The sequence below is a fragment of the Pseudomonas fragi genome (assembly GCF_025426255.1).
Lineage (GTDB): Bacteria > Pseudomonadota > Gammaproteobacteria > Pseudomonadales > Pseudomonadaceae > Aquipseudomonas > Aquipseudomonas kulmbachensis.
In genome coordinates, this window is sequence record NZ_CP104861.1 from 2,617,520 (window position 1) to 2,634,911 (window position 17,392).

General features: G+C 58.4%; 15 protein-coding genes. 6 read left to right on the forward strand and 9 right to left on the reverse strand.

Annotated elements, in window-relative coordinates:
• Genes bcsA through bcsE form a run of 6 tightly spaced genes read right to left on the reverse strand, consistent with a single transcriptional unit; the run spans position 1 to position 6,887 of the window.
• Positions 1 to 2,592, reverse strand: a complete 2,592-nt coding sequence (gene bcsA / locus N7D90_RS11875) for a UDP-forming cellulose synthase catalytic subunit (RefSeq protein WP_395246399.1) — start codon at positions 2,590 to 2,592, stop codon at positions 1 to 3.
• Positions 2,589 to 3,311, reverse strand: a complete 723-nt coding sequence (gene bcsQ, locus N7D90_RS11880) for a cellulose biosynthesis protein BcsQ (RefSeq protein WP_261742338.1) — start codon at positions 3,309 to 3,311, stop codon at positions 2,589 to 2,591. Before bcsQ ends, bcsA begins: the two co-directional genes overlap by 4 nt.
• Positions 3,308 to 3,544 carry a cellulose biosynthesis protein BcsR gene (bcsR, locus tag N7D90_RS11885; protein ID WP_261742339.1) on the reverse strand — a complete coding sequence of 79 codons (237 nt, stop codon included), beginning with the start codon at positions 3,542 to 3,544 and terminating at the stop codon, positions 3,308 to 3,310. Before bcsR ends, bcsQ begins: the two co-directional genes overlap by 4 nt.
• Positions 3,514 to 5,157 (reverse strand): cellulose biosynthesis protein BcsG, encoded by a 1,644-nt coding sequence (gene bcsG, locus N7D90_RS11890; protein WP_261742340.1) that lies wholly within the window; start codon positions 5,155 to 5,157, stop codon positions 3,514 to 3,516. The genes bcsR and bcsG overlap by 31 nt, the downstream gene beginning before the upstream one ends.
• The gene (gene bcsF, locus N7D90_RS11895; protein ID WP_261742341.1) at positions 5,144 to 5,344 is read right to left on the reverse strand and encodes a cellulose biosynthesis protein BcsF; all 201 of its coding nucleotides are present in this window, start codon (positions 5,342 to 5,344) and stop codon (positions 5,144 to 5,146) included. Before bcsF ends, bcsG begins: the two co-directional genes overlap by 14 nt.
• A complete protein-coding gene (bcsE, locus tag N7D90_RS11900; protein WP_261742342.1) occupies positions 5,331 to 6,887 on the reverse strand; it encodes a cellulose biosynthesis protein BcsE in 1,557 nt (518 codons plus the stop codon). The genes bcsF and bcsE overlap by 14 nt, the downstream gene beginning before the upstream one ends.
• A 525-nt stretch (positions 6,888 to 7,412) precedes the next feature.
• On the opposite strand from bcsE, the gene N7D90_RS11905 reads away from it, so the two are divergent.
• The gene (locus tag N7D90_RS11905) at positions 7,413 to 7,649 is read left to right on the forward strand and encodes a YdcH family protein (RefSeq protein ID WP_261742343.1); all 237 of its coding nucleotides are present in this window, start codon (positions 7,413 to 7,415) and stop codon (positions 7,647 to 7,649) included.
• A gap of 26 nt (positions 7,650 to 7,675) precedes the next feature.
• A complete protein-coding gene (locus N7D90_RS11910; protein WP_261742344.1) occupies positions 7,676 to 7,972 on the forward strand; it encodes a putative quinol monooxygenase in 297 nt (98 codons plus the stop codon).
• A gap of 64 nt (positions 7,973 to 8,036) precedes the next feature.
• On the opposite strand, the gene N7D90_RS11915 is transcribed toward N7D90_RS11910, so the two are convergent.
• Both N7D90_RS11915 and N7D90_RS11920 read right to left on the reverse strand, forming a co-directional pair.
• Entirely contained in the window at positions 8,037 to 9,809 is a 1,773-nt protein-coding gene (locus tag N7D90_RS11915; RefSeq protein ID WP_261742345.1) for an acyl-CoA dehydrogenase C-terminal domain-containing protein, read from the reverse strand.
• An 81-nt stretch (positions 9,810 to 9,890) separates the two neighbouring features.
• The gene (locus N7D90_RS11920; protein ID WP_261742346.1) at positions 9,891 to 11,513 is read right to left on the reverse strand and encodes an acyl-CoA synthetase; all 1,623 of its coding nucleotides are present in this window, start codon (positions 11,511 to 11,513) and stop codon (positions 9,891 to 9,893) included.
• Positions 11,514 to 11,693: 180 nt separating this feature from the next.
• Here N7D90_RS11920 and N7D90_RS11925 point away from each other — a divergent pair, with 180 nt between their 5' ends.
• Positions 11,694 to 13,499 carry a PAS domain S-box protein gene (locus N7D90_RS11925; protein WP_261742347.1) on the forward strand — a complete coding sequence of 602 codons (1,806 nt, stop codon included), beginning with the start codon at positions 11,694 to 11,696 and terminating at the stop codon, positions 13,497 to 13,499.
• Between the two features lie 2 nt (positions 13,500 to 13,501).
• On the forward strand, positions 13,502 to 14,137 hold the full coding sequence (locus tag N7D90_RS11930) for a response regulator transcription factor (protein WP_261742348.1): 636 nt from the start codon (positions 13,502 to 13,504) through the stop codon (positions 14,135 to 14,137).
• On the opposite strand, the gene N7D90_RS11935 is transcribed toward N7D90_RS11930, so the two are convergent.
• Entirely contained in the window at positions 14,124 to 15,524 is a 1,401-nt protein-coding gene (locus tag N7D90_RS11935; RefSeq protein ID WP_261742349.1) for a PLP-dependent aminotransferase family protein, read from the reverse strand. The two genes, N7D90_RS11930 and N7D90_RS11935, sit on opposite strands and share 14 nt — an antisense overlap.
• Before the next feature lie 147 nt (positions 15,525 to 15,671).
• On the opposite strand from N7D90_RS11935, the gene N7D90_RS11940 reads away from it, so the two are divergent.
• Positions 15,672 to 16,307, forward strand: a complete 636-nt coding sequence (locus N7D90_RS11940) for a LysE family translocator (RefSeq protein WP_261742350.1) — start codon at positions 15,672 to 15,674, stop codon at positions 16,305 to 16,307.
• Between the two features lie 88 nt (positions 16,308 to 16,395).
• On the forward strand, positions 16,396 to 17,343 hold the full coding sequence (xerC, locus tag N7D90_RS11945) for a tyrosine recombinase XerC (protein ID WP_261742429.1): 948 nt from the start codon (positions 16,396 to 16,398) through the stop codon (positions 17,341 to 17,343).
• Positions 17,344 to 17,392: the final 49 nt, after the last annotated feature.

The following is a 17,392-nucleotide window of genomic DNA, read 5'->3' on the forward strand; positions in this document are numbered from 1 at the left end:
TCACTGGCCGGAAGATAAGGGGGTGGGCGCTTTTGGCATGCGCGGCAAAAAGCTGCCCAGCCACTGGAAAACGCGTAAAAAAGGTCGTGCCATCAGGCGTAGCCAGGCTGGCATGTATTCGTAGAGGCGGTAGTAGCCCTTAACACCAAGGGCGAGAATCTCTTTGAGACTCTGGATCGGCTTGTCGGCTTCAAATCCGCTGTTGTGATCGAGCCATGCATCGGCGCGGCCAAAGGTGCACTGCACGAACGCAATTTTTTGTTCGGGCGGCAACTGGGCAAAGCTCAAGCCCATAAACAAATCATGGGAGCGAGTCAGCATGCCGGTGAACACAAACTCTCGGTTGCCGCGCTGAAGAATCAGCGACACCGGTGTACCGACAGGCAGTTGTTGCGGCTGGCTGAGTTGCAGGCCGACACCGCCGTCCGAGTAGTCCACCAGCTCACAGGGATAGCTGTGGCCGTCGGCCAACCTGATCGCGCCTGGCAAACGTGTGAGCACGCGGTGGGTGTGACGCACCTGACGCACTTCAGCTGCAACGGCTACCGCGGCACCGATGATCAGCAGGTTGTAAACCACCCACAGCACACTGACCAGCACGGTGAAAATCTCATCCTTGGGCCCGGTAAACAGGCGCCAGACGGCAAACCCCAGACCCAACACGTTGAGCAGCGACAGCACCAGGTATGGCTTGGCTGTCTGCCAGTCAAACTGGTTTTCTTCCATCATGCCGCCCTTGGCGGTGACGTTGAACTTGCCCCGCGACGGGCTGAACAAGGCCACGGTGGTGGGCCGAGCGATGTACCAGGCCAGTACCGTTTCGTAGACCTCCCCCCAGAATGTCTGGCGATACGCGCCTTGCATTCGCGAGTTGGTCAGGCTGGCGTGGATCATGTGCGGCAACACGTAGAGCAGAATCATCACGGCCGGGGCATAGATGATGTAGGCGTGCAGCAACAAAAAGGCCAGCGGGGCAGTAAGGAACACCAGCCGCGGCAAGCCCACCAGAAAGTGCATCATGGCGTTGGTGTAGCAGATGCGCTGGAAGATCGTCAGGCCCTTACCCAGCAACGGGTTGTCGGTACGGAAAATCTGCACCATGCCTCGCGCCCAACGGATACGCTGACCGATATGCGCCGACAGGCTTTCGGTCGCCAGGCCGGCAGCCTGGGGGATGCGCAGATAGGCCGAGGTCCAGCCATTACGATGCAGACGCAGGGCAGTGTGGGCATCCTCGGTCACGGTTTCGACCGCAAAGCCACCAATGGAGTCGATTGCGGTACGCCGGACGATGGCGCAAGAGCCGCAAAAGAACGCGGCGTTCCACATGTCGTTACCGTCCTGGATCAAGCCGTAAAACAGCTCGCCTTCGTTGGGGCGATTGCGGAATGTACCCAGGTTGCGCTCGAACGGATCCGGCGAGAGAAAGTGGTGCGGGGTTTGCACCAGTGCCAGGCTCGGATCACGCAGAAACCAGCCCACGGTCAATTGCAGGAAGGAGCGGGCGGGCATGTGGTCGCAGTCGAAAATCGCCACCAGATCGCCATCGATCAACGTCAGGGCATGGTTGAGGTTGCCAGCCTTGGCGTGGCGGTTGTCGGTACGGGCAATGTAATTGATGCCTACTTCTTCAGCGAACGTCTTGAAGCTTGGACGGTTGCCGTCATCGAGCAAATGGATACGCAATTTGTCTTTCGGCCAGTCCAGCCCGAGAGCCGCGTAAACCGTGCCCCGGGTCACCGACAACTCTTCGTTGTAGGTCGGAATCAACAGATCCACCACCGGCCATTCATCGGTATCGGGTGGCAGTTGCGCCGGTTGACGGTTCAGTGGCCAGGAGGTCTGCACATAGCCCAGCAGCAAAATCAGCCAGGAGTAGGTTTCGGCGATCAGCAGGATCAAGCCACACACCAGATCCAGGTTGTCGTTCCAGTTCAGGGTCGAGGTATAGCGCCACCACAGATAACGGCACGAAACAATGATCGACAGCACGATCAGCAACAGGGTAGGAAAGCGCCCCGGCATGCGTCGCACCAGCATTGCCAGTACCCACAGCAGTATCACAAACACCAGTTGCGCCAGGTAACCGAAGGGTTCGGTGATGCACAGCACGATCAACGCCACTGCCAGTGTACCCAGGGCGATGTAAAGCACCTTGCGCGTTGGCCAGCGCATGGTGCTCCACCAGTGCGAGCCTTTGCTCACTTGCGGGCTGAGGGCCGCGGGTAAATGCTCAAAGGAGTTGGACAGCAGGTTCCATGGCCGTTGCACAATATTGAGTACGGCCGACACATACGCGCCAACACGACGTCGGGTACGCTTGCGCCCGATCTGATCCAGATTGGGGGTTCGCACTACCAGCAGCCACAAGGTTTGCACGATGTAGCGCAGCGGGTCGCCAATGGTGGAGCGCTTGTTGGCCAGATGCGGGTACAGGCGCCACTGTTGTGCACGCAGGGCTTTCCAGTTGGGTGACTCAAGGCGCAGGAAAACCCAGCCCAGGGCTTGAATCAGCGCCATGGTGAAGGCAGTAAAGCGGGTGCAGTTTTGCTCACGACGCAAGCGTGTATAGGGAAACCAGCGCGATATCATGCAGGCCTCCGGCCACGCAGCAGGCACCAACTGGCCAGGCTGATAATGTCGTGGGCAATCAGGCTGCCAGGTGCATAGCGACCGGCAGGCTCGCTTCTGGCCAGGGCTTCACCCATCGCTTCGTCCGCATGCAGGCTCAGGGGTACCAGCGATTGGGTATAGCGATGTTGCCAGATCAGCACCAGATCGCGCTGTAACTGGCTAGCGGCATCGAAACGGTTAACCAGAAACAACGGCTTTTTCGCCAGTAGCGGCTGCAACAGCACGTGGCAGGCGGCATCGGCATTGAGCACCATCACTGCAATATCGCAGTGGGGGTTGGCCGCGTGCCCTGGCAAACGCTGCGGCAGATCGAACAGCACCCAGTCAAACGCATCCGCCAGCGCGGCCTGACGCTGGCTCCAGAGTTGCGGCTGCTCAAGCAGCAGGGCATCCAGGCGGGTGTATTCGGCCGGCTGCACCTGCCCATAAGGCAGCACACAGAGGCCGGGCTCGACACTCCAGGCGTGTTCATGCCACGGCTGTTGATCCAGCGTCGCCCTGGCCCAGCCTTCGCGCGGGGCCAGGTTGAGGTTGAAATGCAGGCCGAGGGAGTTCTCCGGGCACATGTCTACCAACAGGACTTTCTGCCCCAGTTCATGCAGTGCATAACCCAGAGCCGCCAGTGTCGAACTGGTGCCCACGCCACCACGAACGCCACGCAAACTCATGGCAATCATGGGCTTGGCTCCTTGTGTTTTTGCAGGTCAACGGGCAGTTGGTACTGCGCCTCCAGGTAGGCCAGCAACGGCCACCGTTCGAAAGCCTGCAACAGCTCCATATGGGCCGACACGTCGACATATTCCAGTGCGTGCAACTCCATCATCGATTTGAGGCGCGCGATGTCATCGGCCCGCTGTCTGCGTGACAGAATATCGGCGCTTATTTGAACCGCTGTGGGTAGGGCAGCCATCCGCCATTCTCCTTGATTCGCACATAGGGCTTGCCGTTGTAATCCAGCACAACTGTCCCTGAGTTTTCCGATACTTTCGGGGTTCGCGGCAGGTCGGTGAGCAGTTTCGACCAGTCCACGGTCTGGCCGTTACCCAGTGCCGGATCGGCATACAGGCGCGCAATGATTTCCGCCACGGCCAGGTAGCTGCTTGGTTCGCCGATGTGTACCGGCTGGGTTTGAGCGTTGTCGCCCATATTGATCAGCTTGATACCCACCGGTACATGCGTGATGGAGTCACTCGGGATTTCGCGCATGCCGGCAATCTGCATCCGGTCACCATGCAGCGCCGCACCGTGCTCGGGCACGATGGCTACCACGACGCGGCGCCCGCTTTTTTGCAGTTCTTTAAGGAACGCATTGAGGTCATCGAGCAGGATCTGTGCACGGCTGCTGTAGTCAGCCGGTTGGGTGCCGCCATCGGACTGCACCTGGCGGTTGCCGTCGTGCAGGCTGGTGGTGTTGTAGAACAGCGCCATGCTCGGTGTGTCTTCGGCCAGGCGGTGTTGCCACCACTTGCTCAGCACATCGCGGTCGCGCCAGATCGGCGAGCCATCAAAACCGACGTAGGTCCGTGGCAAGCCTGCCGGCACCACACCCAGTGCCGCAGGCGGAAGCTGGCCTTGTTCGCGAACTTCCTGGAGGAAGCCGTCGAATGCCCCGGTGTGGTTAAGCATCAGCTCATTGGAGAAGCCAAGCTTGCGCAAGTCATCGAACAACAGGCACTGATCTGCCGGTGGTTTGTACAGCTGCGCATGGGAGGTCTGACCGCAACTGGCGCGCAACACACGAATCGCCGCCGGGCCGCTGTAGGCGGTAGCCGAGTTGAAGTTGTCGAAAATCACGTCCATCTGGCTGAACAGCGAGTTGTCACGCAACCCCACAGCCTCCAGGTCGTCCCAGGCCATGGAGCAAATATTGATTACCAGCAGGTCGAACGGCTGCGGCTTGACCGCAGGCTCCTTGAATTCGACCTTGCGCGTCGACTCGCTGAGATAAAACTTGTCCAGATAACCATTGAGCGTTGCGTCGTCGGGCTCGCCCGTACTGCCGGTTTGCCCGGTTGGCGCCTGAGTGCCTGCCATTTGCGGCGCGGCAGCAGGTGGCAGCAGCCATTGCAGGTTACCCATGCCCAACCAGGCAAAACCCAGCAGGGTGAAGGTGGTCAGGCGTAGCCACTGGCTGAGGAAGATATAACCGACGATCAGCAACAACAACATGGCGCACACTTGCCAGTCGATAAAGCGTCCCAGCAACTCGACGATGTAGACGAAAGAAAAGTCCAGAACGCCGGGCTGTGCCAGCAGGCGGCTGAACGGCGGGAACCAGGTGTCCTGGTAAAAGAGCGCCACAGCCACCGGAATGGCAACCAGCGTACGTACACGGCGCAGTATCGGGTGGGTAATGGGAATCAGCAGGACCACAGCAAAGATCAGGTTGGGCAATACCTGAAAATTAAGATGGCCTGTCCAGGCCAGCAGGAACTTGGCCAGAAAATACAGGTTCCAGGCCCCCAGGCCGCGCCATGCCCCGGCAATTTTTTGTGCCGCGGCATCGGATTTATACAGACTCATCGGGCGTTCTCTGAGCAGGACTGGCAGGTGCGCGACGTCGAACGCCGCGTGATTTCAAGTAGCGAGGCGACAGGTACTGCTCGAAATGACTTTTCAGGTACATCCGGATGCGCTGCCAAAACAGCGTCAGCAATATGGTCACCACGCAGGTCAGGGCGATGACATCAAGCAGCTCAAGAAACGTCATGACGGTGCTCACTGATAGGCAGTGTTAATCTTTTGGGGGTTAGTGGCGCTCGTTCATTGACGCCAGGTGCTGCCTGCAAGACCGTGTTCTCGATCGGGATATGTAAATACGAGGGCACCGAATCCGCCTGCATAAAGGCCTCTTCAGGCAGATCGGAGAGCCCGCTCAGCACGCGACGCTGGACGAACATGTCACGCCAGGGCAGGCGGCAGATATTGCCCAGTGCCGGGTCCAGGCCGTCGGCGCGGCAGGCAAACAGAAACAGGTACAACTCATCGCCCAACAAGCACGCGATGTCGCCGAAACGGCGCAGGCACATCTGGTTCAGAAACAGCTCTTCGCTTAGCCCGGGAACCGGTTGGAACTTCATCAACTGGTGAGTCACCTCACCCGAGCTATCCTCGTAGATCTGCTCGATGGTTTCGTAGAACACGCGAGGGCTCACCAGGCCGCGAATCTGTGGCGGGCGCTGGCGTTCAAGCAGTGTCGCAAAGTCGATATTCTGGGTGTATTGCCAGCGCTGGCCCTGAACGCTTTCGAGCATGCTCAGGAACCGTGACAGCAGGGTGCCGTCAGGCACAATCAAGTTAGCCCCGCACGCCAGCAACAAACGTTCATCGCGGTAGCGCACCGAGGGTTCCATTTCCCGCACCACGATCTTCAGATCAGGGCCGCATTGCTCACGCATATCGTGCAGTTGCTGGGCCAATTCCAGTAACTGGTAGCTGTTGTCGATACCCACGATGACCGTGGCAGCACGGGCTGTCTGGACCGCTGCGAGCAACGCTTCGCGGTTCTCGAACAGATACCAGTGCTTGGACATCGACGGTGCACCTTCCAGTACGGTGCGCTCGGCGAGGTACACGTGCTGATCGTCGGCCACCCGTGGCTGGGTATAGACCTCGGACTGCGGGATCACGCTCAGGGCATTGTCCTGCACCGAAAGCTTGAACTCCTGGCCCGCACTGACGCCCAGATCGTTGTGCCAGAAATTTAACTGGTAGCGCAGATCACCGTTATAGCGATACAGATGGCTTAAACCGGACAGGGTCTGATTTATTTGCAGCAACTGTTTGTGCAGCAGTGCAGCTTCGCCGTGGGTGATCAGCAATAACGTTGCGTCGTGCGCTTGCAGCCAGGCAATCACACGCTCACACCAGCGTTTCAACTGTGAGGCCTTGATGGTTTCAGGCCAACTGCTTGAAGGCAAAATCAGCAGTATCGGGCTTGAGGGGGCAATGCCCGCACGGCCAAGATCACGGGTCAACGTCGCCAGTCCGCGATCGATAACCCGCTTCTCGATTTCGAACAACTTGAGTTTGTCCGGGCCGCGATCAGGAGCCAGCTCACTGATGATGCTCTGCACCGAACCGGCACCAGCAATCAGCGTTGCAGGAACGTGCTCGGGGATGGCTTCCAGAAATTGGCGAGCCAGCAACCTTGCGTCCGCCGGCTGATCGACCGAGACCCAATACAAGCCGCCAGCGCGCAATACGATCTGTTGATCGAGCAATCCGCTGATGGCCAAACTGATATGAACCAAGCGTAACGTCCCCCCAGGGATAAGCATATTTTAAGGCGTTTAGTACTGTCGTCCATGAGGAGCAATCAGCTATCGCCTTGAGGGTTAACTTTGTTATGGCGCCAATAGAATGACGATTGGCATAGTTATAAGTCAGCCCTGACCGTATATTTTATTTCAGCCCGACCTAGTCTTTGTCGACAAGAGTAGTACTTCACTTTAATTCGTGTAGGAAAGTCAGCATCTTAGCATTTGAAAATACCCAAACCCATGTTCAGAAGCGATAAAAGTCAAAAAAATATCACTTTCTATTTTTTAGCCATTAAATTGGCGCCCGATGGGTGAGACTGCTGTTCAGGACGTTCTGAAGTCCGGGCTCGTGTTTACGGGTAAAGGGCAGGCAGCATGACTAATAATCAGCGTTTGGCTTTCTGAGTGACCTATTGCGTGCTATTGCTTAGGTGGGTTCACAGTGAACCGCGTATTTTTGATCGGGCTCGATCACAGCGCCTGATCCCGTTACTGAAACGTCCATGAGGTGTAGATATGCCAGTCAAGCACGACTTGTTACAGGACTTGGGGCTTACTAATGAGGCCGTGAGCAAGTTTCGTAGCGAAAACGCTCATCTGAACCAACTGTTTGTGCAGTACAGCGAAAAAGATGCCGAAGTTGTTGACGCCGAAGCCAACGCTGCAATCGGTGTGCCGGATGATGTGCTGCGCAAGCTCAAGGAGCAAAGGCTCCTCATCAAGGATAAAATTGCGCAACTATTGAGCGCTTAAGTCACCGAAAGCTGTAGGAAGTAGATATGTCTCAAATCATCAAGACTGTTGCCACGTTGCGTGCCAAATCAGGGCATGGCAAAACTGTCGAACAGGCATTGCGCGCCTGTGTCGAAGGTTCACGAGCCGAGCCGGGCTGCCTTTTCTATGACTTGCACGTGGATCGTACTGACCCCGAGTGCTTTGTGTTTATTGAAGGCTGGGCAGATATGGAGGCCTTCGAGCACCACAAAACCACTGCCCACTATCAGGCGATGGCCCACGCGGTGGGTGAGCTGCTGGTACATCGTGAAGTATTGCTGCTGGATGAGCTGAGCATTTAGTTCCCCAGACCATGCTGCAACACTACGCGGCGGCCCTTAGCAGGCCGCCGTTTTATCGAAGGGACTAAAAGTTTGCGGCGTCGAGTTCGAACAGCGAATCACTCCCGGCCCGGATTGCTTGTTCAAGGCTCAAGGTGCGTGGCAGCAGGCGGTTGAAATAGAACCGTGCGGTTGCCAGTTTGGCGCTGTAGAACGCCGGATCGGCGCTCAGCGAGCGTTGCGCCACATCGGCCATGCGCGCCCATAGCCAGGCGTACGCTACATAGCCGAACAGATGCAGATACTCGACACAGGCAGCGCCCGTTTCGTTGGGGTTGACCCTGGCCCGTGCTTGCAGCCAGTCGCTGAGGTCTTCAAGCCGCTGGACGGCTTCGAGCAGCTCGCTGGCGTAAGGCTTGCCGGGTTGGGTGGCAAAGTCGCGGATCTGTGCGGTAAACATGCGTAAGGTCACCCCACCATTGGCCAGCACTTTACGGCCCAGCAAGTCCAGCGCCTGAATGCCGTTGGTGCCTTCATAAATCTGCGCAATGCGCACATCTCGAACCAGTTGCTCCTGGCCCCACTCACGAATATAGCCGTGCCCGCCGAATACTTGCTGGCCGAGCACGCAGCTGTCGAACCCGGTGTCGGTGAAAAAAGCCTTGGCCACGGGCGTCAGCAAGGCCACCAGCGCACTGGCTTCCTGTTGCTCCTGAGGCTCGGTCGAGAACTTGGCCAGGTCCAATTGCTGGCCCACATAACTGGCAAATGCCCGACCGCCCTCGGTCATGGCCTTCATGCTCAACAGCATGCGCCGCACATCGGGATGAACGATGATCGGGTCAGCCATCTTGTCCGGCGCCACAGCACCGGTAGGTGCACGGCTTTGCAGGCGTTCACGGGCATAGGTACGGGCATTTTGATAGGAAGCTTCAGCGCAACCGATACCCTGAATGCCGATCGACAAGCGCTCGTAATTCATCATGGTAAACATGGCTGCCAGGCCCTTGTTGGCTTCGCCGATCAGCCAGCCGCGAGCGGCGTCAAAATTGATCACGCAGGTGGCAGAAGCCTTGATCCCCATTTTGTGTTCGATGGAGCCGCAGCTCACGGCATTGCCGTGCCCCAGCGAACCATCGGCATTGACCAGCACCTTGGGCACTAAAAACAAGGAAATGCCCCGTGGCCCGGCTGGCGCGTCCGGCAGTCTGGCCAACACCAGATGGATGATGTTTTCGGTCAGGTCCTGGTCGCCGCCAGTGATGAAAATCTTGCTCCCGCTGATATTGAAACTGCCGTCTGCCTGCGGCTCGGCGCGGGTGCGGATAATCCCCAGGTCCGTGCCGGAATGGGCTTCGGTCAAGCACATGGACCCGGCCCAGCGGCCTTCATACAGAGGTGGCAAGTAAGTGCTTTTAAGGTCATGGCTGGCATGGGCGTCGATGGCCAAGCAGGCACCACTGGTGAGTGCCGAGTACAGGGCAAAGCTGGAGTTGGCGCCGTAGAGCATTTCTTCGAATTGCACCGCGAGCATTTTCGGCATGCCAAGGCCGCCAAACTCCGGGCTGCCCGACAACCCAACCCAGCCACCTTCGATATAGGTGTCATAGGCTGACTTAAAGCCTTTGGGCGTACTGACCTGACCGGCTTGCCACTGTGCGCCTTCCTCGTCGCCACTGCGGTTGAGCGGGGCAATCAATTGGCCGGTGACTTTGGCTGCTTCTTCGAGAATTGCATCGGCGGTGTCGGCATCCACATGGTCAGCCAGTACTGGCAGCCGGGCCCAAAGCGCAGGGGCTTCGAATACTTCGTGCAGGACAAAGCGCATGTCGCGAAGCGGGGCATTGAATTCAGGCATAAGAACCTCGTTGTTACGTATTGGGTAGCCGCTGGCGAGGCACGAGGCAGCGATGGGCTGCGCAGCGGCTATACATGATGGTTAAAGCGCTTTGGCCATGTCGCGCAGCACGTACTTCTGGATTTTCCCCGTTGAAGTCTTGGGCAACAGGGTAAACACCACGGTACGCGGTACTTTGAAGCCTGCCAGATGGTCGCGACAAAAAGCGATGATCTCGGTCTCGCGCACCTGCTGGTGGTCGGCCTTGAGGGTGATAAAGGCGCACGGCGTTTCGCCCCATTTTTCGTCCGGGCGGGCAACCACTGCCGCTTCCATTACCCCGGGGTGGCGATACAGCACGCCTTCAACTTCAATCGTGGAAATATTTTCGCCGCCGGAAATGATGATGTCCTTGAGACGGTCACGAATCTCGACATAGCCATCCGGGTGGCACACGGCCAAATCACCGGTATGAAACCAGCCACCCTCGAAGGCCTCGGCCGTGGCGCTGGGGTTTTTCAGGTAGCCCTTCATCACCGTGTTGCCGCGCATGAAAATCTCACCCATGGTCTCGCCGTCACGGGGCGTGGGGATCAGGGTTTTCGGGTCGGCTACCATCACCCCTTCCAGCGTAGGGTAGCGCACGCCCTGGCGGGATTTGATCTGTGCCCGCTCGGCGAGGGGCTGTTCATCCCACTTGTCATGCCAGGCACAGATGGTCACCGGGCCATAGACCTCGGTGAGGCCATAGACATGGGTCACCTTGATCCCCATTTCTTCCACGGCACCAATCACTTTGGCCGGTGGCGCCGCGCCTGCAACCATCGCATGCACCGGGTGGTCGATGGCGGCCTTGGCGGACTCGGGCATATTGACCAGCGCATTGAGCACAATCGGCGCGCCGCACAAATGCGTGACCTGATGTTCACGAATCAGATTGAGGATTTTTTGCGGGTCTACTCGACGCAAAAACACGTGCACACCGGCCAGGGCGGTGATGATCCATGGGTAACACCAGCCGTTGCAGTGGAACATCGGCAAGGTCCACAGATACACCGGATGGTTGCCGATGGCCCAGACCATCTGGTTGCCCAGGGAATTGAGGTAAGCGCCGCGATGGTGATACACCACGCCCTTGGGGTTACCGGTGGTGCCGGAGGTGTAGTTCAGGGCAATCGCCTGCCACTCATCCGCGGGCCACTGCCAGTCATAGTCGGGGTCGCCTTCCGCGAGCAGTGCTTCATAATCCAGCAGGCTGACCGGTTGGCCTTCGCCATACTCGGGGTCGTCCACGTCAATGATCAGCGGCGGATGGTCAAGCATGGCCACGGCAGCGTGGACCACGTCATGGAACTCACGGTCGGCAATCAATACCTTGGCTTCGCCGTGAGCCAGCATAAAGGCGATGGCTTCGGCGTCGAGGCGCACGTTGAGGGCATTGAGCACGGCGCCAATCATGGGCACCGCGAAATGCGCTTCAAGCATCGCCGGAATATTGGGCAACATCACCGCCACGGTATCGCCTTGACCAATTCCGCGCCCGGCCAGTGCACAGGCCAGGCGGCGGCAACGGCTGTAGGTCTGCGCCCAAGTGCGGCGAATGGAGCCATGAATCACGGCAGGGTAGTCGGGGTAGACACTGGCGGTGCGTTCGATAAAACCCAGCGGGGACAGGGCTATATGGTTTACGGCAGTCGGCTCAAGGCCGTGCTCAAAAATCGACATGAGGGTCATTCCGGTGGCTGATTGTTAGCTCTGTGGCTGCCCGTTCTGCCGGTGGCGAGCGGGTCAGTTTTATGTCCGGTCTGACTTATAGCTCACTCTGCGTTTGATATGGAAGTAATACCTAAGCACTATAGTAGTTGTACTATATTAAAAAATATCGCCCAGACGCCAGGATGCCGAATGCCGCTTTCCCTGCTGATCCACGATCCTCAACCCACTGTAATCCTCGACGCAGACGGCTTGCCGCTAAAAGCAAACCGGGCGTTGATCGACCTGCTGGCGGGCAAGGCGCTGAGCTACGCGATCACCTTGTTGCCAGGCAACCTGCCCGAGCTGGTGCGTGCCTGCCTGCAACAGGGCAGAGCCATTGAGCAGGTAGAGGCGCAATGCAACCAACAGATCTGGCTGTGGACATTGATCCCCGACCCCGACAGCCAATACGTGGTGGCGCGTGGGCGTGAGGCGAGTGCCGAATTGCGCGAGGGGCGTGAAGCGGCCAAGGCCCGGCGTCTGTATCGGCTGATTACCGAAAACACCACGGACCTGATCTCGCGTCATACCCCTGACGGGCGTTTTCTCGATGCGTCTCCGGCGTCCTGGACCTTGCTCGGTTATTGGCCCGAGGCCCTACGCGGCACCCTGGCGCAGCGCCTGTTTCACTCTCACGACCTGAAACAAGCACTGCGCCAGGCCCGTGATGCCCTGCAGCTCGATGGCTATCACACCATGACTTATCGCATTCGCCATCACGCGGGGCATTACCTGTGGTTCGAAACGGCGAGCCGGGCAATTCGCGAGACCTATACCGGGGCCGTGGTGGAAGTGGTCAGTGTGTCGCGGGATATCACCGCGCGCATTCAGGCCGAAGAAAACAAGCGGCGGCTGGCGGATGTGGTCGAGGCCAACCCCGATCCGGTGTTGTTTATTGATCCCGCTGGCGGGGTGTCCTATCTCAATCCGGCGGCGCGGCGCATCCTCGGCTTGCTGCCTGCACAGGGAATGCCTTCGCTAAGCGGGTTCCTGACCGCGCAAACCTTGGAGACGCTCGAAGCCAGCGGTTGGAGCAGCGCCGAAAAACATGGGTTGTGGAGCAGTGAAGCCCGCGTACTGCCCTTGAACGGCGAACCCTCGGTGCCGGTGTCGCTGCTATTGCTGGCCCATCGTTCGACCGCCGGTGAGCGGTTCTTCTCGCTGGTGGCGAGGGATATGCGTGAGCGCGAACTGCGCGAAGCCCAACAACGTCATCATCAGGACGAAATGGCCCACACGGCGCGACTCATCACCCTTGGTGAACTGGCCTCCGGGATAGCCCATGAAATCAATCAGCCACTGGCGGCCGTGGTCAATTACGCCAATGCCAGCCAACGTTATCTGCAAACCCTGGGCACTAATCCCCAGGCCGTAGAGCGAGTGGCACAGGGGCTGGAGCGGATCAACCTGCATGCCCACCACGCTTGCGAAGTGATCAAGCGCCTGCGCGGCTTTTTGCGCAAAGGTCGACGTAACCTGCAAGCGCTGGATGTCAGTGAGGTGGCGCGTCAGGCCGTAAGTCTGTGCGCCTGGGAAGCCCGCGAGCGTAACGTAAACATCGAGCAGCAATTGCCGGACAACCTGGCGCTGGTCTACGCCGACCGCGTGCTGCTGGAGCAAGTACTGCTCAACTTGCTGCGCAATGCCATAGACGCCAACAACGAGCAGCATCCTGGGCAGGCTTCAAATATCACTTTGCAGGCTCAGGCAATTGCAGGCGGGGCACTGCTGATCAGCGTGCAGGATCAAGGCCCCGGAGTCAGTGCCGAGCAGCTTGAGCAACTGTTTACCCCGTTTTACACCAGCAAGGTAGACGGGCTGGGGCTGGGGTTGTCGATGAGTCGCAGCATCATTGAAGGCTTTGGCGGAGAACTCGAGGCCAGGCCACAACCCGTAGGTTTATTGATGTGCTGCAGATTGCCGTTGATGGCTTCACTCAAACCAACAAGAGAATAAACATGACAACCCAAACCCGGTCTGTGGTGTACGTGGTGGATGACGATCAGGGCATGCTCGACTCGACGGTCTGGCTGCTGGAGTCCGTGGGCCTGAATGCCCAGGCGTTTACCGGTGGGCAAGCCTTTCTCGATGCCTGCAATCCCGCGCTCAATGCCTGTGTAGTACTGGATATTCGAATGCCGGCAATGGGCGGGCTCAATGTGCAGCAGGCCCTGCAGGAGCGCGGGATCAAGATGCCGGTGATCTTTGTCAGCGGGCATGCCGATGTACCCATTGTGGTCCGTGCCTTCAAGGCTGGCGCCCATGACTTTATCGAAAAGCCCTATAACCAGCAGTTGCTGCTCGACAGCGTCCAGCAGGCATTGAGCACCGGTAATGTGCAGCAAAGCGCTGGCCAGGAACAAACGGAACTTGAAGCGCGCCTGCAGAGCCTGACACCCAGGGAGCGGGATGTATTTCTGCCTCTGGTCAAGGGCTATACCACCCGTGAAATTGCCGAGCAACTGGCGGTAAGTCCCAAGACCATCGACCTGTATCGCTCCAGGGTGATGAAGCGCATGCAGGCGCAGCATTTGCCGGACCTGGTAGGCATGGCCATCGCGGCAGGATTGGTTGATCCGCTCAAGCTGCGCTAGCGAGCAAGGCCTCAACGGCGGCCATGACCCCCGGCTGGTCGGTATGAGCTACGTTGAAACGCAGCAAGCGTTGCAATGCAAGATCGTGGCCGAACAAACTGCCCGGAGCCAGTACCACGTCCTGGGCCAATGCCTGCCGGGCCAGGGTTTGCGCATCGAAACCCGGTGGCAAGGTCGCCCAAATAAACAAGCCGCCTTCGTAGGGGTGGTCGAGGGTAAAACCGAGCCGTTGCAACCACCCGGCAACCTTTGCCCCGCAGGTCTGCAGGCCTTGCACCATGCGCTTACGGTGTTTGTGATAACTGCCGTCGTTGAGCATCGCAGCCACCACCTGTTCAAGCATTTGCGCGGTGATGCCGCCACACATCAGCTTCATTTGCGTCAGGTTGGCGGCTACTTGTGGCGCGGCAACCACAAAACTGACCCGTAGATTTGCGCTGAGGGTTTTCGAAAAGCCACTGAGGTAGGTCACGTGTTGCACCCCGGCCAACGCAACCAGTCGCGGCGGCGGGCCGGGGTGCAAATCGCCGTAGAGATCGTCTTCGATGATATGGCAGTCATAGCGCTTGGCCAGTTCCAGCAAGCCATAGGCCTGCCCCGGCGAAAAGGAGTGCCCGGTGGGGTTGTGTAGCAGGCTGGTGGTTATATACAGACTGGGGCGCTGCTCGATCAGGATCTGCTCCAGCGCTTGCAGGTCAAGACCCTGTGCGGTGCGGTCAACGGTGACGATACGGGCACCATGCAGGCTCAGGTTTGCGTGAAAGTTGAAGTAGCAGGGCGCATCCAACAGCACCGTATCGCCGGGCCGGATACGCAAGCGCAGCAGCATGTCCAGCCCCTGCACGGTATTGGCGGTGGTGATGATCTGCTCGACAGGCACCTCGATACCTTGCCCCGAGAGTTTTTGCTGCAAGGCCAGACGCAACGGCAAATAGCCTGCCGGGTCTCCATAGCTGGCCAGTTGCAGGGCGGGCGAGCGACTGATCTGACGCACGCTGGCGCCCATGGAGCTGGTTTGCAGCCAGCTTTCCGGCAAGTGCCCGCCGCCCGGACGCAAGGCGCTGCTGGCGTTGATCAGGGAGCGGCGCAACACACTGGTCAAATCCTGTGGCAACAAATCAAGCCCGGCCCCCCGTGGCGGTACAGGTTTTGCCACGACAAAGTAACCAAGGCCCTGACTGGAGGTGATGCGGTTGTGCCCACGCAGGCGATCAAGGGCTTCAATCAGGGTGAATTTGCTCACGCCCCAGTGCTCGGTCATCACTCGCGCAGAGGGCAGCTTGCTGCCGGCGCTGAGCAGGCCGCTGTCGATGGCCTCGCTCAGGGCATCAACGATCTGCTGGACCTTGGGAATTCCAGGCTGGAACGAAACGGTAGGTAGGTGCATACAGGGCCTCAGACTTTGCCGGTCATGTTACCAGTAAAGGTCGGTAAAGTTTGCCGGTGGTTCATCTGCCCATTCTGTTGCGCCCTGCCTAGACTGCGGTGTCGCTCGCATAGGTTCGAGCGTTGATTGCGGGATGTAACAATCGAAATGGCCACCCAACTGACACTTGTTTCGTTTTCTTATTTTCTGATTTTCTGCGCCACAATGACCTTTAGCCCCGGGCCCATGACCCTGCTATTGATGGGTTTTGGCATGCAGGAAGGCTTGAAGCGTTCGATGCCGGTGCAACTGGGCGCCAGTGCGGCGTATCTGGTGTCGATCCTGATTTTCGCCGTCGGCTTTGCAGAACTGATCAAGGGCAACCCACTGATCAGTCAGCTGTTGCAGTACATAGGCGTTGCCTATCTGCTGTATCTGGCCTGGCGGCAATGGACCAGTAACGGGCTGGCGCTGGAACGTACGGCAACCCTGGACAGCGGTTTCAAGGGGCGTTTTGGCAAGGGGTTGCTCACTGGCTTTTCCAATCCGAAAACCATCGTCATGTTCAGTGCGGTATTTCCGCAGTTTGCAGGGCAGGACAGTGCTACCAGGGCGCAGGATCTGGTGGTGCTGGGGCTGGCTTTTTTACTGTTGCAGTTCGCCAGCGGCTGCCTGTATTGCTACTTCGGTCAGCGTATTCGGCGAGTCCTGCAGAGCCCGTCGCGCCAGGTGTTGCTGCAAAGGGCAACGGCGCTGATGTTGTTGGGCGTGGCCCTGATGCTGGCGCGGGGATTTGAACGCTGATCAAAACGCTATAACTGCGCTGAATTATCATGGGTATGGGTTATATTAGGTCGTGTTTCAACCCGTATCGAGAGTGCTTTTGTCGACTATTGACCCTGCCGTAACGCTGGTTTCAGCCATTGAGTTAAATCAGGTTCAAGCCCCTGTTGCGCTTTATCTTCAGCGCCTTGCACCGTCCAGCCGCCAGACCATGCGCTATGTATTGCAGGACGCGGCGGATCGCCTGGGCGTTGAAGATGTGGCGATCGATGATTTCCCTTGGCACCAATTGCAACCGGGGCACATCACCGCTCTGGTAGCGGCGTTGCGGGAGGACGGTTACGCCCCCAACACCTCATCACTGTATGTGAATGCCATTCGCGGCGTGATGAATCAGGCATGGCAGCAAAATCTGATTACCCAGGACCATTTGCTCAAGGTTCGCGCAGTAAAGGCGGGCGGTGGCTCGCGCCTGGTCAAGGGCCGTAACCTGCGGCGCAACCTGATTCGTGAACTGATGGATGTGTGTGCCGCAGACCCGCGCCCGCAAGGGCTGAGGGACGCAGCGATCATTGCGATTTTGTATGGCTCGGGGATGCGCAAGTCCGAGTCGGTGAACATGGATCTATGGCAGGTCGATGTAGCGCAACGCAGCCTGCAGGTGTTGGGCAAGGGCAACAAGGAGTTGATCAAGTTCGCCCCGGCCTGGGCCTTTGAAAAGCTTGAAGCCTGGCTGGCGTTTCGGCGGGCGAACTTGCCGGAGGGGGTCAGTGATGACGAGTTTCTGTTTAATCGCATCCGCCGTGGCAATCACATCACCCGCGAGCGCATAACCAAACATGCGATTTACTACATCGCCAAACAGCGGGGCAAGCAGGTAGGGGTGGACATCATGCCCCACGACTTTCGCCGCTCGTTTATCACCCGGGTTATCGAAGAGTACGATGTATCGATCGCGCAAAAACTGGCCCACCACGCCAACATTGCCACCACCGTCAGCTATGACGTGCGTGATGACAACGAGCGGCGCAATGTGACAGACCGGTTTTTGCTGTAAGAGCACAATCTTGATACTGGTTGGAGCGAGCCTGCTCGCGATGCAGGCA